At 43.9% G+C, this 21,910-nt stretch carries 22 protein-coding genes and 8 pseudogenes; 21 read left to right on the forward strand and 9 right to left on the reverse strand.

Annotated elements, in window-relative coordinates; all coding sequences use genetic code 11:
* The 6 genes and pseudogenes from VZ94_RS25835 to VZ94_RS30405 form a co-directional block, all read left to right on the forward strand.
* A pseudogene (locus VZ94_RS25835) lies at positions 1-194 on the forward strand (hypothetical protein); the annotation flags it as partial.
* Entirely contained in the window at positions 194-793 is a 600-nt protein-coding gene (locus VZ94_RS28365; RefSeq protein WP_052700303.1) for an MraY family glycosyltransferase, read from the forward strand. The pseudogene VZ94_RS25835 and the gene VZ94_RS28365, both read left to right, overlap by 1 nt.
* Positions 756-983 (forward strand): MraY family glycosyltransferase, encoded by a 228-nt coding sequence (locus VZ94_RS28370; protein WP_275575169.1) that lies wholly within the window; start codon positions 756-758, stop codon positions 981-983. The genes VZ94_RS28365 and VZ94_RS28370 overlap by 38 nt, the downstream gene beginning before the upstream one ends.
* A 5-nt stretch (positions 984-988) precedes the next feature.
* A complete protein-coding gene (locus VZ94_RS28375; RefSeq protein ID WP_239649729.1) occupies positions 989-1,195 on the forward strand; it encodes a hypothetical protein in 207 nt (68 codons plus the stop codon).
* Positions 1,196-1,392: 197 nt separating this feature from the next.
* Positions 1,393-2,849: pseudogene (locus VZ94_RS07660) on the forward strand (polysaccharide biosynthesis protein).
* Positions 2,812-3,135: a polysaccharide biosynthesis protein gene (locus tag VZ94_RS30405; RefSeq protein ID WP_275575170.1), complete on the forward strand. Its 324-nt coding sequence runs from the start codon at positions 2,812-2,814 to the stop codon at positions 3,133-3,135. The pseudogene VZ94_RS07660 and the gene VZ94_RS30405 overlap by 38 nt, the downstream one beginning before the upstream one ends.
* 119 nt (positions 3,136-3,254) lie before the next feature.
* Here VZ94_RS30405 and VZ94_RS26395 read toward each other — a convergent pair whose 3' ends face one another.
* The gene (locus VZ94_RS26395) at positions 3,255-3,407 is read right to left on the reverse strand and encodes a hypothetical protein (protein ID WP_192828607.1); all 153 of its coding nucleotides are present in this window, start codon (positions 3,405-3,407) and stop codon (positions 3,255-3,257) included.
* A 238-nt stretch (positions 3,408-3,645) separates the two neighbouring features.
* Here VZ94_RS26395 and VZ94_RS07665 point away from each other — a divergent pair, with 238 nt between their 5' ends.
* The 12 genes and pseudogenes from VZ94_RS07665 to tatC all read left to right on the forward strand — a co-directional run bounded on the left by VZ94_RS07665 (position 3,646) and on the right by tatC (position 11,843).
* Positions 3,646-4,554, forward strand: coding sequence for a LysR family transcriptional regulator (locus tag VZ94_RS07665; protein ID WP_045778782.1), 909 nt, complete (start codon positions 3,646-3,648; stop codon positions 4,552-4,554).
* 125 nt (positions 4,555-4,679) lie between these two features.
* Positions 4,680-5,072: a rhodanese-like domain-containing protein gene (locus VZ94_RS07670; RefSeq protein ID WP_045778783.1), complete on the forward strand. Its 393-nt coding sequence runs from the start codon at positions 4,680-4,682 to the stop codon at positions 5,070-5,072.
* Positions 5,073-5,143: 71 nt separating this feature from the next.
* Positions 5,144-6,958: pseudogene (gene typA / locus VZ94_RS07675) on the forward strand (translational GTPase TypA).
* A 16-nt stretch (positions 6,959-6,974) separates the two neighbouring features.
* Positions 6,975-7,569, forward strand: a pseudogene (gene hisB / locus VZ94_RS07680) (imidazoleglycerol-phosphate dehydratase HisB).
* Positions 7,570-7,600: 31 nt separating this feature from the next.
* Positions 7,601-8,242, forward strand: coding sequence for an imidazole glycerol phosphate synthase subunit HisH (gene hisH, locus VZ94_RS07685; protein WP_045778784.1), 642 nt, complete (start codon positions 7,601-7,603; stop codon positions 8,240-8,242).
* A 27-nt stretch (positions 8,243-8,269) separates the two neighbouring features.
* Positions 8,270-8,990: pseudogene (hisA, locus tag VZ94_RS07690) on the forward strand (1-(5-phosphoribosyl)-5-[(5-phosphoribosylamino)methylideneamino]imidazole-4-carboxamide isomerase); the annotation flags it as partial.
* Between the two features lie 15 nt (positions 8,991-9,005).
* Positions 9,006-9,781 (forward strand): annotated as a pseudogene (gene hisF / locus VZ94_RS07695) (imidazole glycerol phosphate synthase subunit HisF).
* Complete coding sequence (gene hisI, locus VZ94_RS07700; RefSeq protein WP_045778785.1) at positions 9,778-10,158, forward strand: phosphoribosyl-AMP cyclohydrolase; 381 nt, start codon at positions 9,778-9,780, stop codon at positions 10,156-10,158. Before hisF ends, hisI begins: the two are co-directional and overlap by 4 nt.
* A gap of 1 nt (position 10,159) precedes the next feature.
* Positions 10,160-10,487: pseudogene (locus VZ94_RS07705) on the forward strand (phosphoribosyl-ATP diphosphatase).
* Positions 10,488-10,525: 38 nt separating this feature from the next.
* Positions 10,526-10,738 (forward strand): twin-arginine translocase TatA/TatE family subunit, encoded by a 213-nt coding sequence (gene tatA, locus VZ94_RS07710; RefSeq protein ID WP_045778786.1) that lies wholly within the window; start codon positions 10,526-10,528, stop codon positions 10,736-10,738.
* 2 nt (positions 10,739-10,740) lie between these two features.
* On the forward strand, positions 10,741-11,064 hold the full coding sequence (gene tatB, locus VZ94_RS07715) for a Sec-independent protein translocase protein TatB (protein WP_045778787.1): 324 nt from the start codon (positions 10,741-10,743) through the stop codon (positions 11,062-11,064).
* Positions 11,051-11,843 (forward strand): annotated as a pseudogene (tatC, locus tag VZ94_RS07720) (twin-arginine translocase subunit TatC). The gene tatB and the pseudogene tatC overlap by 14 nt, the downstream one beginning before the upstream one ends.
* A gap of 139 nt (positions 11,844-11,982) precedes the next feature.
* On the opposite strand, the gene VZ94_RS07725 reads toward tatC, so the two are convergent.
* The 7 genes from VZ94_RS07725 to VZ94_RS07750 form a co-directional block, all read right to left on the reverse strand.
* Complete coding sequence (locus VZ94_RS07725) at positions 11,983-13,323, reverse strand: ATP-binding protein (RefSeq protein WP_052700305.1); 1,341 nt, start codon at positions 13,321-13,323, stop codon at positions 11,983-11,985.
* Complete coding sequence (locus VZ94_RS07730) at positions 13,320-13,808, reverse strand: response regulator transcription factor (RefSeq protein WP_239649730.1); 489 nt, start codon at positions 13,806-13,808, stop codon at positions 13,320-13,322. Before VZ94_RS07730 ends, VZ94_RS07725 begins: the two co-directional genes overlap by 4 nt.
* Positions 13,774-13,986 carry a response regulator gene (locus VZ94_RS28380; protein WP_239649731.1) on the reverse strand — a complete coding sequence of 71 codons (213 nt, stop codon included), beginning with the start codon at positions 13,984-13,986 and terminating at the stop codon, positions 13,774-13,776. The genes VZ94_RS07730 and VZ94_RS28380 overlap by 35 nt, the downstream gene beginning before the upstream one ends.
* Before the next feature lie 14 nt (positions 13,987-14,000).
* On the reverse strand, positions 14,001-14,678 hold the full coding sequence (locus VZ94_RS07735; RefSeq protein ID WP_045778788.1) for a DUF6748 domain-containing protein: 678 nt from the start codon (positions 14,676-14,678) through the stop codon (positions 14,001-14,003).
* A 54-nt stretch (positions 14,679-14,732) separates the two neighbouring features.
* A complete protein-coding gene (locus VZ94_RS07740; RefSeq protein WP_045778789.1) occupies positions 14,733-15,179 on the reverse strand; it encodes a hypothetical protein in 447 nt (148 codons plus the stop codon).
* A 94-nt stretch (positions 15,180-15,273) separates the two neighbouring features.
* The gene (locus VZ94_RS07745) at positions 15,274-15,621 is read right to left on the reverse strand and encodes a hypothetical protein (protein ID WP_052700306.1); all 348 of its coding nucleotides are present in this window, start codon (positions 15,619-15,621) and stop codon (positions 15,274-15,276) included.
* A gap of 48 nt (positions 15,622-15,669) precedes the next feature.
* Complete coding sequence (locus tag VZ94_RS07750) at positions 15,670-17,730, reverse strand: beta-propeller domain-containing protein (RefSeq protein WP_052700307.1); 2,061 nt, start codon at positions 17,728-17,730, stop codon at positions 15,670-15,672.
* 224 nt (positions 17,731-17,954) lie between these two features.
* Here VZ94_RS07750 and VZ94_RS07755 point away from each other — a divergent pair, with 224 nt between their 5' ends.
* From VZ94_RS07755 to VZ94_RS26905, 3 genes are all read left to right on the forward strand, one after another.
* Positions 17,955-18,758 (forward strand): hypothetical protein, encoded by an 804-nt coding sequence (locus tag VZ94_RS07755; protein WP_045778790.1) that lies wholly within the window; start codon positions 17,955-17,957, stop codon positions 18,756-18,758.
* A gap of 72 nt (positions 18,759-18,830) precedes the next feature.
* Positions 18,831-20,012 carry a hypothetical protein gene (locus tag VZ94_RS07760; RefSeq protein WP_131655498.1) on the forward strand — a complete coding sequence of 394 codons (1,182 nt, stop codon included), beginning with the start codon at positions 18,831-18,833 and terminating at the stop codon, positions 20,010-20,012.
* Positions 20,013-20,146: 134 nt separating this feature from the next.
* Positions 20,147-20,713: a hypothetical protein gene (locus tag VZ94_RS26905; RefSeq protein ID WP_131655499.1), complete on the forward strand. Its 567-nt coding sequence runs from the start codon at positions 20,147-20,149 to the stop codon at positions 20,711-20,713.
* Here the strand turns inward: VZ94_RS26905 and VZ94_RS07765 are convergent.
* Positions 20,651-21,910: RHS repeat domain-containing protein (locus VZ94_RS07765; protein ID WP_045778792.1), on the reverse strand; the 1,260-nt coding region annotated here is incomplete at its 5' end. The genes VZ94_RS26905 and VZ94_RS07765 overlap by 63 nt on opposite strands.

Consider the following 21,910-nt stretch of genomic DNA (forward strand, 5'->3'; position numbering starts at 1 on the left):
AACACCAAGATTGTTTTTGTGCCCATTTCATGGCTAGAGCAAGTTTTTCTGTGCTGGGACGGCGCGCATTGTATGAACGTTTATGTGGTAACTTAGTGGTTGATATGACAAAAACCTGTGAGGATTTAGCGTGGCATCCGATCACACCAGGCCGTAATGCCTTATTGACGACTGTTGCGCGAGTATTACGCTAATGGTGTGGCTATTATTTGTTGCACTTTTGTTGTCGTGGCAGTTAACTGGATTCGTTCGTCGTTATGCATTGGCGAAACAATGGTTGGATATTCCTAATGCGCGTAGCTCGCATATGACTGCTACGCCTAGTAGTGGTGGGTTGGCATTTGTAGGTGTATTTTTATTAGGTATCACTGGGATGCTGCTGATGAATGCGTTGCCAGTAACGACTTGGCTTGGTTTTTGTGGTGCGGGTATTGCCGTAGCCTGGGTAGGGTTTCAAGATGATAAACAACCAGTTGCAGTCCGTTGGCGTTTATTAGTGCATTTATTAGCGGCTGTTTGGGGGGCGTATTGGTTAAGCGGCTTTGCTGTGAATGTCTTCAGCGGGCTATCTGTTGAGCTGAGATGGATTGGGTTAATACTGTATTTGGTTTGGCTGTTAAACCTTTATAACTTTATGGATGGCATCGATGGCTTGGCGGGTATAGAAGCAATTACCGTGTGTTTAAGCGCATTTTTATTAGTGCTGGTGACACAAGAGACGTTTGTTTTTGGGGGGGGCTTTGCTAGCTTGTTCGGTGTTAGGCTTTTTATTGTGGAATTTTCCACCAGCTAAGATTTTTATGGGTGATGTGGGAAGCGGTTTTTTAGGGTTAATGTTAGGATTGTTTTCGTTAGAAACGTCTTATGACAAACCCACTATGTGGATTTGTTGGTTAATTTTATTAGGCGTGTTTATTGTCGATGCTAGTTTGACATTAGCGCGCAGAGCGTATTTGGGGCAAAAAAATTTATCAGGCACATAGAACCCATGCCTATCAATACGCTGCACGCCGTTTGGCGAGTCATAAAACTGGTGACGTTGGCTGTTGCGGGTATTAATCTTGGTTGGCTACTGCCTTGGGCGTTGTTAGTCGCGCTAGAACGCGTATCTGCTAGTGTGGGATTGCTGTGTGCTTATATGCCATTAATAGGTTTAGCCTTGTATTTTAAGGCGGGTTGTACGGAAACTGCTTGATGGAATTTCATGTTGCACATTGGTTGGTCAGTTTAACTCGAGGTCATAAGACCTTGCTATTGTTGTTAGCGGATATGGCATCTGCCGTGCTGGCGTTGTGGTTGGCATTTTCATTGCGTTGGGGTGTGCTTTATACCCCTAAACAACACGAATGGTGGTTGTTTGTCGTTGCGCCATTAATCGCCGGTAGTGTGTTTATGGGGCTTGGACTATACCGTTCTATTATCCGTTATATTGAGTTCGGCATGGTATGGTTGATTACCCAAGCGGTTTTTATTAATACGCTAGCCTTTGCCTTTGTTATTTATCAATTAAACCTATCCGGTATCCCGCGTACTGTTACGCCGTTATACGGTTTGTTATTAGTTTTGTTGGTAGGTGGCAGTCGTTTATTTTTAAGGTGGTGGCTGGGTGAGCAGTCATTACCGATAGTGAATGGCGACATGTTGTTAAAATGTAAACGGCGTAATGTGATTATTTATGGCGCTGGCAGTGCAGGTGTGCAATTGGTGGCGGCGCTTAGTCATGGCCGTGAGTATAACCCTGTGGCTTTTATCGATGACGATGTGTCATTACATTATCAACAGATTAACGGTATAAAGATTTATTCGGCGCAAGCGTTAAGCCGTTTGATTAAGAAATTTAAAGTGACCGATGTGTTGTTGGCGATGCCTTCAGCTAAACGTTCTAGGCGTAGCGAAATTATTGCGATGTTGGAGTCTTACGCTGTGCATGTGATGTCTATGCCTAGTCTGCCTGATATTGCACAAGGTAAGATTACTTTTGATAGTTTGCAAGAAGTTGATATTGCTGATTTATTAGGCCGCGATTGCGTCGCTCCGATTCCTGAACTATTACAGGCTAGAATTACCGGTAAAGTGGTTATGGTCACAGGTGCTGGGGGGTCGATTGGTTCGGAATTATGTCGGCAAATATTACTCTTAAAGCCTGATATGCTGATATTATTTGAGCGTTCTGAATTTGCGCTCTATTCAATTAATAAGGAATTAGCACAATCATTATTAGATTTGTCGCTTGATAAACCGATACGCTTGATTCCTATTTTAGGTTCGGTGGTCAATGTAGTCCGTATGACTAAAATTTGTCATACGTTTGCGGTGCAAACGATTTATCATGCGGCAGCATATAAACATGTGCCTATGGTTGAGCATAACCCTATCGAGGCTATTTGGAATAATGTCATCGGTACGTTACATTTGGCTGAGGCTGCATTATCCGCTCAGGTTGAAACATTTGTATTGATTTCTACGGATAAAGCGGTGCGACCTAAAAGCGTTATGGGGCAACTAAGCGTTTAGCCGAATTGATTTTGCAAGCGTTTAGTACGGATGTCCGCAAATCAGGTAAAACGCGTTTTGTGATTGTTAGGTTTGGCAATGTGCTAGGTTCTTCGGGTTCAGTCGTGCCGTTATTTAGAGAGCAAATCGCTAGAGGTGGACCCGTGACCGTGACCGATGAGCGAGTGATTCGTTATTTTATGACGGTTACTGAAGCGGCTCAGTTAGTGTTGCAAGCGGGCGCGCTAGGTTTAGGTGGAGATGTCTTTGTATTAGATATGGGACAACCCGTGCCTATTCTCGAACTAGCAAAAACGTATGATTCATTTAAGTGGTTTAGCGGTAAAAGACGATGAACACCCGAATGGCGAAATAGAAATTGTGTTTACCGGGCTTAGGTCGGGCGAAAAATTGTTTGAAGAGTTGCTATTAGGTGATGCAGTGTCGGCTACTGTTCATCCTCGCATTTTGCGTGCCGAGGAGCAAATTATCCCATTAGTTGAGCTAGAACAAATCTTAACTATACTAAGACAAGCGGCTGAACAAGATGATTGCGAACGTGTGCAACACGTGCTACAACAAACCGTAATGGGGCTTGATTTATCAGCACCTATTAAAGATAGCGCGGTTAATTTCAATTAGCTACGGTTAAATTAAAAAAAACCTTCCCGGCATTGCACGGGAAGGTAAAAAAGCAAGCAGAGTGTTATGAGGAGTTTCTGCTTGTAGGTATAACACCAGGAGGTTGATAATCGATTAGGTTAGTTTTTAACCTGCGTTCGCATGACGATATTGCTATAAATTGCAGCACTGGCAAATAATACTGTCGATACAATAAATTGACCGGAAATAAAACACCAAATACCGGCAATAAACAGTAAGCCAATCACTATGTCTTTTTTGAAATTGTTCATTGTTTATGTCCTGTCGCAAAGTTTATACATGCAGCCAGTTGGCGCTAGCTACGACGGCGTTTTTCATGTTCGAGGTACACTATACAGGTATATAATTTGTCTACAATATAGTAATTATTAAATAAATTGTTTATGATTATAAAATAATGTAGATTGTCAATATTTTAATTAAAAAAAATAAGGTTTTTCTTGTAAACAATAGTTCGGACCTTATATCCAAGCTTAAGTCGAGGAACGAGTGGATAAATTAACCAGTATGAGTGTTTTTGTTCGTGTTGCGAAAGCGGGAAGCTTCGCAGGCGGTGCTAGAGAGTTAGGCATTTCCCGAGCGATGGCCACTAAGCATATTATGCAGTTGGAAGGCAGTCTCGGAACCCGCTTATTTAATCGGACGACGCGTAGTTTGAGTTTAACCGATGTCGGCGCTTCTTATCTTGAGCGTTGTCAGCAAGTATTATTAGATGTCGAAGAAATGGAGTCTGCCGTTACTCATTTACAGACCGAACCGCGTGGCGTGCTAAAAATCAGTGCTCCACCGGTGATTGGTGCAACGCATATTACCCGAGCCATTGCCCAATTTTTAAAGATTTACCCAGACTTAACCGTTGATTTGATTTTGCAAAGCAGTCCTGGGGATTTGATTGATGAAGGCATTGATGTAGCTATTTATTTAGGTGCATTAGATGATACCAGCATGGTCGCTAGAAAATTGGCGACATCTTCTATGGTGGTTTGTGGTTCACCTGAATATTTTGAGCGTTATGGCGTGCCGCAAACACCAGAAGATTTGTATAACCATAGCTGTTTAGTGAATTGGGCAAGTTCACCTAGAAATAAATGGAAATTTAAAGGTGAAATGGGATGTGCAGTCATTAACGTATCGGGTCGAATGCAAGCCAATGTCGCCGATGCGATTCGTGTCGCAGCGATTGATGGTTTAGGCTTAGTGATGCTCGCTTCTTATGTTGTGGCAAGAGACATAGAGCGTGGTAAATTAGTCGCGGTATTAGAAAACTATACGTTGCCACCTCTCGATATTCACGCTGTTTATCCGCATCGCAAATATTTATCTGCCAAGGTTAGGCGCTTTCTTGATTTCTTACAAGAATGGTTAGGCCCTCAAGTTATGATGCCTGGTACTGAATAAAACAGGTTCGATAAAGCAAATACTGTCTGGATTTCTTGACCATAGTCGCGCGGATGTCGATAATAGCGCTCATTTTGGTTTGGTAATAAAAATGACCATGCCTTTCTATAACTATTGACCGTGTCATGATTGAAAATCTAGAGCCGCAACAAGCTTTTGAATTGTTGCAACACCACGAGAAAGCAGTGTTAATTGATGTTAGAACTAAGATTGAACATGATTTTGTCGGTCGCCCCCCTAATGCTGTCCATATCCCCTGGAAAGAAGCTCCGGATTGGCAGTTAAATCCCAACTTTGTTAGTGAAGTGACTAAACAGGTTCCAGATAAAAATGCGCCGGTACTGTTATTGTGCCGTAGCGGTCAGCGCTCATTAGAAGCAGCACAAGCATTAGAGCAGGCGGGTTATCAACGCTTAATCAATATTGTTGGCGGTTTTGAAGGACCTTTGGATCATAATAAACAACGTGGTCAGTTAGGCGGCTGGCGTTTTGCTGGTTTGCCTTGGCTACAAAGCTGAAGATGCTCTTCACACTATCTTATGTCTTACTAGACATGTAACGGCTCACTAGCCACTATCTGAGTATTAATGTGATTGAAAATTTAAGAAATATCGCCATTATCGCGCACGTCGATCATGGTAAAACAACCTTAGTCGATAAATTATTGCAACAGTCGGGGACGTTTTGCGGCGCATTCTAAAGTCGGCGAGCGAGTCATGGACTCTAACGATATAGAAAAAGAACGCGGTATCACGATTTTAGCGAAAAATACCGCATTAGATTGGCGTGATTATCATATTAACATCGTCGATACCCCCGGGCATGCTGATTTTGGCGGCGAAGTTGAGCGCGTGTTATCTATGGTCGATTCTGTTTTATTGTTAGTCGATGCCGTTGATGGACCTATGCCGCAAACTCGCTTTGTGACGCAAAAAAGCTTTTGCATTGGGTTTAAAACCTATCGTCGTGATTAATAAAATCGACCGACCTGGCGCTAGGCCGGATTGGGTAGTCGATCAAACCTTTGATTTATTTGACCGCTTAGGTGCAACGGATGAGCAATTAGATTTTCCTATTGTGTATGCATCAGCCTTAAATGGGTACGCAGGGCTTGATACCAGCGTTACGGGTGGCGACATGACGCCGTTATTTGAAACGATTGTGGAAAAAGTCAGTCCGCCTAAGGTGGATTTGGACGGTCCGTTTCAAATGCAAGTGTCTAGCTTGGACTACAACACGTATGTTGGTGTTATCGGTATCGGTCGGATTCAACGCGGTACAGTTAAGCCGAATATGCCATTAGTGATTGTCAGTCGCGAAGGACAAGAACGTAAAGGCCGTATTTTACAATTGTTTGGTTTTCACGGTTTAGAGCGGGTAGAAGTCGCTGAAGCGCGCGCTGGCGATATTATCGCGTTTACCGGTATAGAAAAAGTTGGAAATTTCTGATACCCTTTGCCACCCTGATGCTGTCGAAGCGTTGCCGCCTTTAACCGTTGATGAACCTACTGTCAGCATGACGTTTCAAGTCAACAACTCGCCATTTGCTGGTCGTGAAGGCAAGTTTTTAACGTCTAGGCAAATCCGTGATCGATTAGAAAAAGAGTTGCAACATAATGTTGCGTTGCGGGTTGAAGATACCCCAGACCCTGATAAATTCAAAGTATCAGGACGTGGCGAGTTGCATTTATCGGTATTAATCGAAAATATGCGCCGGGAAGGTTTTGAACTCGGCGTGTCCAGACCTGAAGTGATTCTCAAAGAGGTCGATGACGAAAAACACGAACCGTTTGAGATGGTAACAATAGAAGTCGAAGAAGTTCATCAAGGCGCCATTATGGAAAAACTAGGTGAGCGCAAAGGTGATTTGCTTAATATGGTTCCGGATGGCAAGGGCAGGGTACGCTTAGAGTACATGATGCCGTCGCGTGGGCTAATTGGCTTTCAGACCGAGTTTATGACAACAACCTCAGGATCGGGTTTACTTTACCACGTGTTTGATCATTACGGCCCTATGAAAAAAGGCGAAGTGGGTAATCGTAAGCGTGGTGTCTTAGTCTCTATGGTGCAAGGTAAAGCATTAGCTTATGCGTTATTCGCGTTGCAAGAGCGTGGTGAGTTATTTTTAGAGCACGCTGATGAAGTTTATGAAGGTATGCTAGTCGGTATTCATTCGCGTTCTAATGATTTAGTGGTGAACCCCACTAAAGCTAAGCAATTGACTAATATTCGTGCTGCCGGTACCGATGAAAACTTGATTTTAGTGCCGATACAAAAAATGACGTTAGAGCAAGCCTTAGAATTTATCGATGATGACGAATTAGTCGAAGTGACACCTAAGTCGATACGGCTTAGAAAAAAATTATTAACCGAAAACGAACGTAAACGAGCCGCAAAAGCGTAGCGTGTTATCAGATATTATGAATCCTAGAATTGCTGAAATTGAACGCAACACGTTAGAGACGCAAATCTCAGTCCGTATTAATTTAGACGGTACCGGCGTCGCGACCTTTGACACCGGTGTGCCGTTTTTTGAGCACATGCTCGATCAAATCGCAAGACATGGGTTAATCGATATGGATATTAAAGCGGTCGGTGACTTACATATTGATGCGCATCATACCGTTGAAGATGTTGGCATTAGTTTAGGTCAAGCGCTTGCTAAAGCTGTTGGCGATAAAAAAAGGCTTATCTCGTTACGGTCATGCGTATGTGCCATTAGATGAAGCCTTATCGCGTGTAGTAATTGATTTTTCAGGTAGGCCAGGTTTGTTTTATAACGTTAAATTCAGTCGTGGCATGATTGGCGCGTTTGATGTGGATTTATTGCGTGAGTTTTATCAAGGTTTAGTGAATCATGCGGGTATCACGTTACATATCGATAACTTAACCGGTGTCAATGCGCATCATATTGCTGAAACCGTTTGTAAAGCGTTTGGTCGAGCGTTGCGTGTTGCGTTGACGCGTGATGAACGAATGGCCGGTATCATGCCGTCCACCAAAGGTTTGTTATAGTGCCAGAGTCGATTTCTGATTAGAGTGTGTTATGTCTAGTGTTGCTGTTATTGATTATGGCATGGGGAATTTACATTCCATTGCCAAAGCGTTACAACATGCTGATACCAGCGCGTCGGTGCTGATAACTGCCGATGTAGCCCAGCTAAAAAGCGCAGACCGTATCGTTTTTCCAGGTGTGGGTGCGATGCGTGATTGTTTAAAAGCTTTAGCGTCTTATGAATTGACCGATACGATTAAAGAATTGGCTCAAACTAAACCCTTTTTAGGTATATGTTTAGGTATGCAGGCTTTATTAACCGTCAGCGAAGAGCATACAGAGTCAGAAGGCTTGAATATTATTCCGGGTCAGGTTGTACGGTTTAATGCAGGTATGCACGACGCTGACGGTCATCTGTTAAAAATCCCACATATGGGCTGGAATCAAGTCAAGCAAATTACGCATCCGTTATGGGCCAATATTGCCGATACCAGCCGGTTTTATTTTGTGCATAGTTATTATGCTAAGCCAAATGATACATCGACAGTGATTGCGACTGCCGATTATCCAACGCCTTTTGCCTGTGCTTTGGCAAAAAATAATTTATTTGCCGTACAATTCCATCCTGAAAAAAGCCAAGCGGCTGGATTACAGTTGCTGAAGAATTTTTTGTTATGGGATGGCCAATTCTAGTCGTGACTTTCTACTGAGGTTTTTGCAATGCTGTTAATACCCGCTATTGACATAAAGGATGGTAAATGCGTGCGCTTACGCCAAGGGCGCATGGAGGATGATACAATTTTTTCTGATGATCCAGTTGCAGTTGCTGGGCGTTGGGTGAAATGCGGGGCGAGGCGTTTGCATTTAGTTGATTTAGATGGCGCGTTTGCAGGTAAGCCAAAAAACGCAGAAGTGATTCATGAAATTGTCCAAACCTATCCTAATGTGCCTGTGCAAATTGGTGGCGGTATTCGTGATGAAGAAACCATTGAGGCTTATTTAAAATGTCGGTGTTGAATATGTCATTATCGGTACTAAAGCGGTCAATGAGCCGCATTTTGTTAGAGATATGGCGCTTGAATATCCACGCCGAATTATTGTTGGCTTAGATGCTAGAGATGGTAAAGTGGCTATTGATGGTTGGTCAAAACTGTCCAAGCATGATGTGATTGACATGGCACAACATTTTGAGGCGGATGGTGTAGAAGCCATTATTTATACCGATATTTCGCGCGACGGTATGATGCAAGGGTTAAATGTTGAAGCGACTGCGCGCCTAGCTAGAGCGATTCATATTCCAGTCATTGCGTCTGGCGGTATTACGACAATTGACGATGTGAAGGCCTTAGGTGCCGTCGCTAGCGAAGGCATTATCGGTGCGATTACCGGTAGAGCGATTTATGAAGGCACGTTAGATTTCGCTGAAGCGGAAAAAATTAGCCGAGACATTTTAATTATGGGCTTAGCAAAACGAATTATCCCGTGTTTAGACGTTGATAATGGTCGCGTAGTTAAAGGAGTAAAGTTCGTCGATATTCGCGATGCGGGCGATCCCGTTGAAATCGCAAGGCGTTATGACCAAGAAGGCGCTGATGAGTTAACCTTTTTAGATATTACCGCTACACATGATAATCGGGAAACGTTAGTACATGTCGTTGAGCAAGTGGCCGGTGAAGTGTTTATTCCATTAACCGTCGGCGGTGGTATCCGAACTTTAGACGATATTCGTCGCATTTTAAATGCCGGTGCTGATAAAGTATCGATTAACAGTGCGGCCGTGCATCGTCCTGAGTTTGTACGCGAAGCTGCAGAGCGTTTTTGGTTCACAATGTATTGTGGTGGCTATTGATGCTAAGCAAGTCGGTTTTGATGAACAGGCGCCACGTTGGGAAATTTTTACTCACGGCGGCAGAAAAGCAACCGGGATTGACGCGATTGCTTGGGCAGAAAAAAATGGTGGCGTTTGGTGCTGGAGAAATTTTGCTAACCAGCATGGATAGAGATGGCACTCGGGTTGGCTTTGACTTGCCATTAACAGCAGCCATCAGCGCTGCCGTTGCGGTGCCTGTGATTGCTTCGGGTGGTGTGGGGTGTTTACAGCATTTGGCCGACGGTATTACTAAAGGACATGCTGATGCGGTATTAGCAGCCAGTATTTTTCACTTTGCTGAATACAGTGTTGAACAAGCTAAGCAACATTTAAAAGCGCAGGGTATTGAGGTGCGTTTATGAGCTGGTTAGAACAAGTCCGCTGGAATGAGCAAGGTTTAATCCCGGTGATTGCTCAACAAGCCAGTACTGGCCGGGTACTCATGGTGGCATGGATGAACGCAGAAGCGCTTGCGTTAACTGCACAAGAAGGCTATGCAATATATTGGTCACGTTCGCGTGCTAAGCTTTGGCGCAAAGGTGAAGAATCAGGTCATAGGCAAAAAGTAATAAGCATTCAATTGGATTGCGATGAAGATGTGATTTTGCTAAGCATTGAGCAAGAAGGTGGTATCGCGTGTCATACCGGGCGAGAAAGTTGTTTCTATCGTCGTTTGATTGATGGCGAGTGGCAAACCGTTGAGCCGGTATTAAAAGACCCTGAATTAATTTATAAATAACATGCCAGAACACGACACGATATTAACGCAATTAGCCGACGTTTTAGATCAGCGCAAACAGCAATCGCCGGATACCTCTTACGTCGCCAGTTTATACGCTAAAGGCTTAGATAGTATTTTAAAAAAAATAGGCGAAGAGGCGACTGAAACTGTTATAGCGGCTAAAAGCGGTGATACTGAGCAAATTGTTTATGAAACAGCCGATTTATGGTTTCATTGTCTGGTGTTATTGGCGCATCAAGGATTACATCCAGATGCAGTTTTAGCCGAGTTGGCAAGGCGTTTTTGGTTTATCTGGACTGGAAGAAAAAGCACAGAGAAAGCAATAACCTTAAAATTTTTTATCTAGCGCTCGCGGGAGTCGATTATGGGTTTAAGTATTCCACATTTATTAGTTGTATTAGCCATTGTTATCGTTGTGTTTGGTACTAAGCGGTTGCGTAATTTAGGTAGCGACTTAGGTGGTGCGATTAAAAACTTTAGGTCGGCGATAAAAGAAGCTGATGACGAGAAAATAGCTGATACTAAAGGCGAAACCATTGATGTTGAAGTGGCTAAAAAGCACGAAGAAAAAGTCTAATTATGTTTGAAGTCGGCTTTTCTGAATTATTGATGGTTGCTTTGGTCGCCTTATTGGTGGTCGGGCCTGAACGCTTGCCTAAAGTGGCCCGTGTGACAGGGCTATGGTTAGGTAGAGCACGTAATATGATGACAACGGTTAAAGCCGAAATTCAAGCCGAGCTACACGCAGAAGAAATGCGGCAATTAATTAAAGAGCAGGCTAGTTTAAATGAATTACAAGCCTTTGAATCTGAATTAACCAATGCCTCGGCGAATTTTAAAACTGAGCTTAACCAATCAGTAGCCGATACGGTTAAACAGGTTAATAGTCATGAAGCGGACTAGTGTTGAAAATGCCGAAGAGCAAACCTTTATTAGTCACTTAGTTGAATTACGCGACCGTATTTTACGGGTTGTGCTTTGTGTTTTATTAGTTTTTCTTGGGCTTGCGGCTTACGCTAACGAGATTTATAGTTTTTTGGCTGGGCCTTTATTAGCGCACATGCCGAAAAATAGCACGATGATTGCGATAGATGTCGCTTCGCCGTTTTTCACACCGTTTAAGCTTGCGTTTCTTGTGGCTATTTTTGCTTCGATACCGGTGATTCTTTATCAGTTTTGGGCGTTTGTGGCCCCCGGTTTGTATAAGCATGAACAACGCTTAGTCTTTCCATTATTACTGGCAAGTACGCTGTTATTTTATATCGGCGTGGCGTTTTGCTTATTTCGTGGTATTTCCAATTATTTTTGCTTTTCTAACCGCTGCCGCCCCTGAAGGTGTGTCAGTGATGACCGATATTGCAAAATATTTGGATTTTGTTTTGGCGTTGTTTTTTGCGTTTGGTATTTGTTTTGAAGTCCCTATTTTTACTATTGTGCTAGTCTGGACAGGTGTCACGACACCTGCCGATTTAGCCGAGAAACGTCCTTATGTCATTGTCGGTGTTTTTGTTATCGCGATGTTTTTAACTCCGCCCGATGCAATTTCTCAGACCTTATTAGCAGTGCCTATGTGGATGTTGTTTGAATTAGGATTGTTATTCTCTAAGCTATTTGTCCCTAAGCCTGATAGAGTCGATGAAGAAAATAGCATCTTGCCACATTTAGATAAACCAGGTGAATGAAAAGAGGCGGGACAGGATATTCAGGGTGCAGGACGCCGTGAATACATCCATGTAGGCTTGGCGGCAGCATCCCTGCTGCCAACACCTGCATTCTGAATACCCTGTCCCTACTAAAGTGTGTAGCCAAATAAAAAATCGGTTAGCCTTCATTAAACTTCAATTCAACTAAAGCTCCACCTAATTCGCTGACGCCGATATTTAACTCCCCTTGATAAGCATCAATAATCTCTGCCACTACGCTTAAGCCTATACCATGACCTGGGGTTGATTCGTCAGCTCTAACGCCACGCATTAAGATTCGATGTATATCCTCTTTTAATATGCCAGGGCCATCGTCATCAATCTTCAAGACGACAAAGCTGCCATGTTTATGGCTACTGAGTACAATTTGGCTTTGACTCCATTTAAACGCATTATCTAATACATTGCCGAGAATTTCGATTAAGTCGGCTTCATCTATGCGCAGATGTAATGCTGGGTCAATATGGCAGTGTACGTGAATATTTTTCCAGCGATAAACCTTGTTTAAAGAGGCGATGATGCGTTCGCATAGCTGCGCGACGGCAACCGGTGGGGCAATTGCTGAACCTGAAGCCCCTGCGCGTTGCAACTGGCGCTCAACAATGCGCAACATGCGCGTGGCTTGCTCGTGTACGGTTTGCGTGAGTTCTTCATGGGTTTCATTACCGGTGAGTAATACCGCTAACGGTGTTTTTAGACTATGGGCTAAATCGGCTAATGCATTGCGGTAACGGGTTTGTCTAGCCCGCTCTTGTTCTAACAAAATATTAATTCGGTCAGTGAGTTTTTTAACTTCATAAGGATAGTATCCGGTGATTTGTGTTGCCGTACCGTCTTCTATCGCGCTTAGCTCTTTTCCCACTTGTCGCAAAGGCCGTAAACCCCAGCGCATCAGCCAGGTTTGCACGGTGAGTAATAAAATAGCCGCACCGGCCAGACCACTCCATAGCTGTTGCCGAAACACTCGTAAGTCGTTTTCTATCGGGGCCAGCTCCGTCAACAAATAAAAATTAAACGGATAAATACCGCTTTTTACCGTGCGTTGAAAGCCAAAGCCTAATAAGTAATAGGCTTTACCATCGGCTAAATGCAGCTCTTGCCAATGCTTTTCACCAACGCTGACGGGAAAGGCTTCAGGCGTGGCTAGCGGAATTAACGAAGGCGAGCGCCAAATCGGTTGAGTATCGGGGGGATGGCTGACAAAAGCATACCAACCTGATTTAGGCAACGCTAATTGCGGTGCCGGTAAGTCGGTAGGTAAGGGCATGAGTAATTGACCTTGCTCAGTGATTTGTGAGGCGGTTAAAAGCTGATATATCATGCCTAACATGCGCTCTCGTAATGCGAGTTTAGAGCCTTCCCAGTAGGCGTTATCGAGTACCGTAGCGGTAGCAGCTAAAAAGACACAAATGACTAAAATAGCTGTTAAATTCAGTCGTAAATATAAAGAGTTAATCACAGTAATCGATAGCCACGTCCGTGTACGGTGGTAATAGGCTGTCGTGTGCCTTCTGGGTCAAGCTTGCGTCTTAAGCGTCCCATTAACACAGTTAACACGTTGCTTTCAGGATCTGTGTCATGCGGATAAAGATAATTTCTCAGCTCATCTTTAGAGACGATTTTGCCTTGTCGTTTGGCTAGGTATTCCAGCATACGGTACTCAAAACTGGTTAATTCAATTTCAATACCATCGGCTTCGGCGCGTTGCGTTTCTAAATTCAACGATAAATAACCCAACGATAATAATGACTGTGGTGCGCCGACAACACGACGCATTAAGGCCTTTAGGCGGGCTGATAATTCTTCCATTTGAAACGGCTTAGCTAAATAATCATCAGCACCCGCTTCCAGTCCTTCAACGCGTTCTTGCCAGCGACCGCGCGCAGATAACACTAAGATAGGCAGGCTATTATTCTGCGCGCGTAAGCGTTTTAATGATTTCAAGACCCGATAACTTAGGCAATCCTAGGTCAATAATTGCGCCGTCCAATGGATATTCCGTAGCTAAGTAAAGCCCTTCTTGTCCATCACCGGTTTCGTCTACTTGATAGCCTTCTTGTTCTAACTGTCGGCGTATTTGGCTACGAATACCAGTTTCATCTTCTATGATTAAGACGCGCATAAGTATTAAGTATGTTAGTTCTTTTCGGGTGGAATGGGTAAATAAAATTGGTCAGCAATAAAGTGTAGACCTATCCCATCCAGTTCTTGTACATATTCATTGGTTCCGGTAGCCAATAAAGCAGAGTTACCACCAGCAGAAATTATTGCCCACGCTGTTGTTAAGTCTTCTTCACTAGCACCGACTTTTTCTAAGTCGATGAGTGAAACATCTTTGACTTTTTTGCTATTTAAAACATATTCGTCAAAGGAAAAGCAAGGCGTTGTTATACAGACGCGGCCATTATTGTGTAAGCCGACAAAATCGCTGCTAGCTGAGGTGGTGACCGCAGGGCGAAACGCTGCCGATAGTTCAAACTTACCCAAATTGCCAAAGCCTTTGTATTTTTTAGGCTTAATCTTACCTTGTAATAGCCCATCTTGAACATAAGCTATGTTGTTTTTGTTAACAACAGTTGCTACATAACATTCAGGCTGTAAGCTACCGTCTGCGCAACGCGTTTGTTCGCGATTGACGGCTTTAACAAACAGACCGCCACAAAGCGGTGTAATGCATTTGCGTAAATCAGGTCTAAACGTGTAAAAACCTTGTGCGTCGAATTCATCCGTCGTATTCGGGTCTTCTGGACTAGCAGCGTTGGCATTGAGCGCTGAGGTCAATAATAATGAGACAATAATGGGGTGAATTTTCATAATAAGCTCCTGTTAAAAAGCATCACCACGTATTGTAGCGGTGATGCTGTTAAATTACGGGTTAGGGCAAGGGGCAAATTCACACGATGGCGGTACGCGGCTTACTGAGCTACCATCAGGGCATAATTTGGCCTCTTCAGTACAGACCGTGTTACTCGCGCTAGCGCAAGCAGCAACGGGATTTAACACATAAGCGGTGGTTGCAGGATTAGCTTGAATCGTGCGCAATTGTTTTACCAACGAAGCAAAGCCTTTACTACGGCTGGAAGCCTGTGCACAAGCAGAGAAACCGCCTTCATCACCATAGCCATAAACGGTGAACTGGTCGATAACGCCGTTAGCAACGGCGTTACCTATGACTTGTTTTACCGTTTTAAACGCTGCTTCATCGACGGCAGGGCCTACACCATTGATGTTAATTTCTATCGCTTTTTTGTCAGCCGCATGAGCGCTGAGTGTTAATAAGCCGATTAGAATTAAAGCTAAACGATACGTTTTCATGCCATAACCTACTATTTCTTACCCGGACACGGTGCGAATTCGCAAGAAGGCGCAACCCTACCGACATAGCTGCCATCAGGGCATAAGAACACGTCTAGGTACATACCGTATTCTCAGTGGCGCACGATTCGACAGTATTGATGGAATAGGCTGTTGTTAATGGATTAGCCTTAATTGTGCGTAGTTGTTTAACGAATGAGACAAATTCAGGGCTGCGGCTAGAGGCTTCGGCGCAAGCGGAGAAGCCGCCTTCAATGCCACGACCATTCACGATAAATTTTTCAATAACGCCGTTAGCAACAGCACCGCCTATGACTTGCTTTACTGTGTCAAAAGCTGCCGCATCGACGGCAGGACCTATGCCATTAATATTGATTTCAACAGCACGATTTTCAGCGTAGGCACCAGTAGCAGTGATGACGCTAGCGATTAATAAAGACATTAAACTTTTTTTTTCATGGGATTCTCCTTAAAGGTTATGAGGCAAAGACTATGGAACAGGGGTGCTGACGACAGGCTCGACTAATATTGGGCAATCATACGCGATAGCGGCAGCGGCATTAGGGTCTACCTCTGCTGCCGGTAATACACAGTCAACAGGTACCGGCTCGACCGGAATATCTAAACTACCTAGTTGAGTAAACGTTGTTAAATCATGAGCTTGTATACGAGTGGGCGATAAGCTGTAAAGCCCTGTATCTATAGATAATAAGCGGTCAATATAGTGATACCAATCATATTCAACACCTTGATCTCTATGGGTAATTTCAGCTTGTTTCTTGAAGCCATTGGCTAAGTCTACCTTATAAACATGAGCACCTTGGAATACTTCGGTTGGCCACTCTTGACCGGCTTTTTGCTCAGTGATGCTAATCGGGAAACCAATTAAGCTACGTTTTTTATCAAACCATAATGCTTTAGGGTCCCATTGCACGGGGGAATAAGACCATTGCGCGCCTATAATTACGCTTGCGGTTTCCGTTGGATGGGCTACATCGCTGACATCGAATAACGCGACTTTCATACCACCCGTGACAAAGCCATTTTCAGTTTCTTTTGTATCTTGACCAAAACCTAGTAAATGTGTGTCATCGTAAGGGTGTAAGTAATTACTAAAGCCTGGGATTTTTAATTCGCCTAGCACACTTGGCGCTGTAGGAGTAGCTAAGTCAATAACGAATAACGGATCAGTTTGTTCAAACGTCACTAAATAACCACGATCACCCATAAAGCGAGCTGAAAAAATACGTTCGCCCTCAGCTAAGTGTTCTAAGCGTCCGGCAATCGCCATATTGCCGTCTAATGTGTACAAATTATTCCACGTTTGCAACGTGCCAGTATCGCCCGTTTGTGTCCATTGATCGGTCGTAGTGGCAATACGGAAATAACCGTTATGCTCATCCATAGAATAAGAATTTAACACGGTCCCCGGAACTTCGCCGGTGTTATTAAAGTTAATTGCGCCGTTATTTAATGAAAATTTATAAATATGAGTAGAAGGTGCTGATACTGTCTGCTGCTCAGTCGTGTTGTAATTGTAATCAGCGGCTGACAAATACAAATTGTCTTTTGAGCTATAAGCAATATCGCCGCTACCTAAATACGCCTTAATCGTTGCTGCATCATTAGGTGCATCTAAACGGAAACTGCCGACAACGACATAATCCGGTTCGACGAAGTTAGGGAAATAATATAAGTCATTTAAGGCCAAGGTGTGTTCAGCGCCTTGATTGACTGCGCTGTCAACAATGTGAGGCAATACCGTATCTCTAGTCATTGCCGAGTTTTTGGTCGTTGAATTACCATCTAACATGGGTTCAATCATCGTATACATGAAGTAATACGGGTATTTGCGTGCAAGTAAGTACACTTGATTGTCGATGCGGCGTGATGATAAATAATCACCGCTAACAGCCACTTGCCGTTGCATAACAGGTGTTGCACGATTACTAATATCATAAACTCTAGCGGTAGTACGACTTTCACCCGAGGGTGCCCAAATTGCAATTTTGGCATGACCTTCATTGGGTAGGACTGGAACTTCACCTGTATCGCTATCGGCATGCCACGCCGTGCCGATGACGACTAATAGATTATCTTTCACGTATAACTCGATAGGATAAAAACCATCATCAAATTTAATGCTAGACGTTAAAGCCATTGACGAGGCTGGGTAGGCGCTGATAATACGCACTTGGTTGTCTTGGATACGGTAAATATAGTTTCCATCAGTTTTGACATTATCACCTTCATCAACCCCTGCGACTTGCACATTAGTATCAGAATGTTCCGGGCTTGCAGCGCTAGTATCGGATGCGGAAAACACGGCCGCTCCATCTACTGTTGCTAGTGACTTCAGCATTAAATAGTGATTGTTGCGTATAGATTTTTTGTTTAATAGCTTTTTTAAGTGCTTAAACGAGGTAACTTGTTTAGGTTTAAGTCCTTGCGCTTTAGCGCTGACATCGACAGTGTTGGTTAATGCGAACAACAAAAATGGCAGCGCTAGTAGCGCGATGCCTTTGTTTGAGTTAAAGCTTGAATTTGTCATAAAGCGACTCCTAGGTTGTAAAGAGGTTAACGATGGGGGGTAATCGTTGAGCTTTTGTAATCAAATTTATATGCTAGATAGAGAATAAAATTAGCTTTAATAAATTTGATGGTGTTACTATAACCCATAAGCGGTGAACCAATTGTTAACAAAAAATCTGACTCGCATGAGTTGAATTTGTTCGGTATTATGCGTCTAAACAAAACTTTAGTTAGGTTTAATCTATGAATAAGAAAAATATTATTAAGCTTAAAATACAATTCTTTAACGTATTTTTATGGCTGCTATTATCACCTGTGACGGTGTTAGCGCATCAATTAGCGATTGAAATGAATACCGCACCGGGTGGCAAAGTTGTGTTGGCGGATCATAGCGAATGTGTTGTCCAGTGTGTGCTGGAGTTAACAAATTCCGGTTTAGTCAGTTTATTTGCTACGCCAGAGCCGGGTTATCAATTTCACGCGTGGGGCGGCGCGTGTGCGAACACCTTAGGGCCGTTATGTACATTAGCGGCCGATCAAAATTTATCGGTGAGCGTAAGCTTTAAACCAAATAATGCCACTGAAAATGAAATTAAAGCCTTGCTGTTAGTACCTGAGCCTGGCGTACAAGCGACGGTGTGGAATGAATTTGTCAGTGAATATTTTGCCAATCAATGCCCAACGATTTATGGCGGTGTACTGCTAGAAAACGATGCGATGAATCCAGTTAATCAAGTTTATTGCTATCGATTAACGTTAGGGTATTACTCGTTATTCGCCCCTGATTTGACAGAACCTGTTGAGCTAACTCAATTAACGCAAATTAACGCTGAGATTCGAGCCGCTTTGTTAGGCATTATGAATAAGCATCCTAATTTAAGCGTCACCATTGTAGCTCAAGGTCTATCTGGATTAGCGGCGCAAAAATTGCTGAATGAAGATGATATGGACACATCGCTCATTGGCGTGCTGTCACTGGCGTCTCAAACTAAGCTCATGCAGCAACATTCAGCGCAAGCAACGTTTGCGCGTTTTGTTAACCGTTAATTTAACACCAGAACAAGACATTAAAATTAGTGCCGCATTAGCAACATTAACCCAAACGTGGTGGTCGGCTCAGTGACCAAATGGTTAATACCCAGCATATCGTTAGCATTGATATTGCTAATAGTGAGTGCTGATAGGCAGATTACCCGAATGCTAGCCTACACGCTTAGCACGGCGGGTAGCGGCTTGAATAAAACGCTTCAATTAGTAAAGCCACTCTCTACGCAAAATGATGGTCAGTTTATTCCGTTATGGCCTTGGTCATCTAATGACGAATCCAGTATAAATCTAGCTGTTAGCCAAGATAATTTAAAACCTACTCGCTTGCAAAATCCAGAACAGCAATCGGCTAAGCAATTATGGCTTACCTGGAAGTCATTATTAGTACAGTCCCAGTTTCAACAAATCCCGATTATCGGTGCATTGTTAGCAAAGCGTCTGCAAGAACACACCGAGCCTTCTGTGTACGCAGCCATCAGTTATTTATTAGCCCAAAAAAGCTTAGCAGCAGAAAGCAAAGCCTTATTACTGGATTTGTTGGCCGATATTGCTACGCCAGAGGCTTTACAATTGTTGTTGGAATTAACTCGCAATGGACAAGATTCGTCGCTGTATTATCTCGTTTTAGCGGCCATTGCGCGCATTGGTGATAACCGTTGGAATGGGCAATTTCATCAAGAATTGTCACCTTTGTTAGAAGCGGCATGGAATGATGTTAATACAACAGACTCGGCTTTAATTAATGCCTTAGCAACGGCCATTGCTAAAATAGGTGCGCCAGAAGGTGTTAATCTGTTATTGCTTACGCTGTCGGGTTTAGAGCAAAGCAATCAAGAGCAAGAAATAGATCGAGTTAAACAAGAGGCTGCATTTAATGCTGTACCGCAAACACGTAATCCTGACGCTGTCGGCGTATTAAGCGAATGGTTCGAGCAAGAAAGCTTAGGTACGCCCGCATTTGAAGTTAGTGGTGACGCACTCGCAGGGATAGGCACGCCAGAATCAACGCAAGAAATTATCGATTGGGCGCAAGACGCACCCGATGAAGGCGCACGTAACTTAGAGAACTGGTTATCTGATGTCGATGACGGTAAAGTGAAAGAAGCCTTAATAGACACCTCAGGAAACACTAAGTCTTTTGAAAGCACCCAAGTTAGCGAGGTAGTTCATAAACACACGAAACTACCTCATGCCAATGACCAAACGGCTTTTTCAACCTCGTCAATGCTATCCAACGAAACCAAGGCGCCTTAACGGCTTAAACCTGACCAAAACAGGCTGAGGGTACTAAATGAGGGTGAAAAACGGCAGATACCGTTAAATACCAACCCAATTTAGAAGAAAATCTAGTAGCCAGACTTTATGTTAACAGCTAGAATGCAGCAACTTTGTTTTTATTGATGGGGTTGGTGATGAGTGTACAGAGTTGGATAAAGGAATGGAGTGGAAACCTTTCTCGTAGAACAATATTTATTAAGACAATTGGAACTATGAAGCATAATTGCTTTTTACTGCCAATAATCATTTTCACAGCATTTTTCACTAACACAGCCAAAGCAGTTGAATATCACTGGGAGTATGGTGGTGGTCCCTGGCGCTATTTTTCAAGTTATGATGAAGCTTGCGGCTATCATCTCGAATGGCTACAAAAACAAGCACAGTCTTCTTTAAATATACAATACGGCATAAACATTAACGTAACTTCGCTTGCTGGAAGAGCTACGCAATTCGACTTTCAGGGTTCCCCTAAATTTTGGGAATGCCGTTACAGACGTGACCAATACTTTCCTAGTGGTCAAATAACAACGAGCTATCCTCTCCAAGCTTTTGGACGTTCAGGGGATGAATGCGTTACACCAAAGACCTTCAAAGTAGCATTTGGAAGCTGTGCTTCACCGACTGATGATACCAAAAACCCATCCGGCGACGGTCGGTGTGGTGACTTGTTTCAGTAAACCGTTAGCGTAGTAGTCCATTTGCGTGGCTAAACCTGCATGGCTAACGGTTTTTAGCTGACCGCGTGGCGTGTAGGTGTAAGCGGTAACCACGCCATTGGCGGCAATGCTTTCTAGTGGTCGGCCATTGGCGTCGTAATGTGTGTAGGTGGTGACATGGCCTTGGCTATCGGTAACGGTGTATAAGCGTTTTCGATTGTTAACCTCGGTCGCGTCATCGGCGTAGTAGGCGTAAGCGGTTTGGTCGTTTTGGTCGCTGGCGTTGTCGCGCGGACCGTCGCTGACTAGCAGTTGCCCACGCGGGTTGTATTGGTAACGCCATTGGCGGGTACGGTTAGTTGGAGCGGTTAAACCTTGAGCGCCGGTTTCGTCGGTACTGGCATAGTCACTACGGCTACAGACCACGCCGATAGCGCCACATTCGTCTAGGGTTTCGCCATAATCCCAGGCTGTGATGCGTTTAGGCTCGGCGACACGTGTGCGTAAACGCCAAGTCGGATGCCATTCGGTGCTGATTTTGCGTTCGCTGGTGCCGGTTGCCGGTAGGTAGCTGGCTAAGTTAGTAAGACACGCGCTACCCGCCGCTAAGCCTTCAACGCGCACTGTTTCAAGGTTACGCGTTGTGTCGTAGGCGTAACAGGTGGTGTTGCCGTTAAAATCGGTTAAGCGGGTGATGTTGCCGTTGGCGTCGTAGGCTATGTTACGTGCGGATGGGCCGCAACCTATACCAGCGGGTTGGGTTTGGCCGGTGCTTTTGACCACGTTTAGAATGGCTTTGGCGAAATTGCTGCGTACTGAGCCTAACGGGTCAGTAATGGTCGTGCTACCGTCGTTGTTGTAGGCCAAGCTGAATTTATTGACGCTACCGGCATGTTCGGTGCTAATGGCTTTACCTTGGGTATTGTATTTGTATGTGGCATAGCGGACATTATTTTCATCAATGATGCCGGTTAAGGCATGGATTTGGTTGACTCCGGCGGTATTGACCGATTCGTTATAGACGTAAGTTTTTTTCGGGTTGTCGGTGCTGATGGCAGGCGTTTCATCGGGATAAGTAACGGTGGTGAGGTTATTGTTGCTGTCATAGCCATAGCGAATGACTGTGCCTGCGTTATCCGTGATTGTGGCAATGCGCCCAGCGGTGTTATAAGTAAAACTTAAGCTAAGGTTATAGCTATCCTCTACACGGATGAGCAT

The sequence above is a fragment of the Methylocucumis oryzae genome (assembly GCF_000963695.1).
GTDB classification, from domain to species: Bacteria; Pseudomonadota; Gammaproteobacteria; order Methylococcales; family Methylomonadaceae; genus Methylovulum; species Methylovulum oryzae.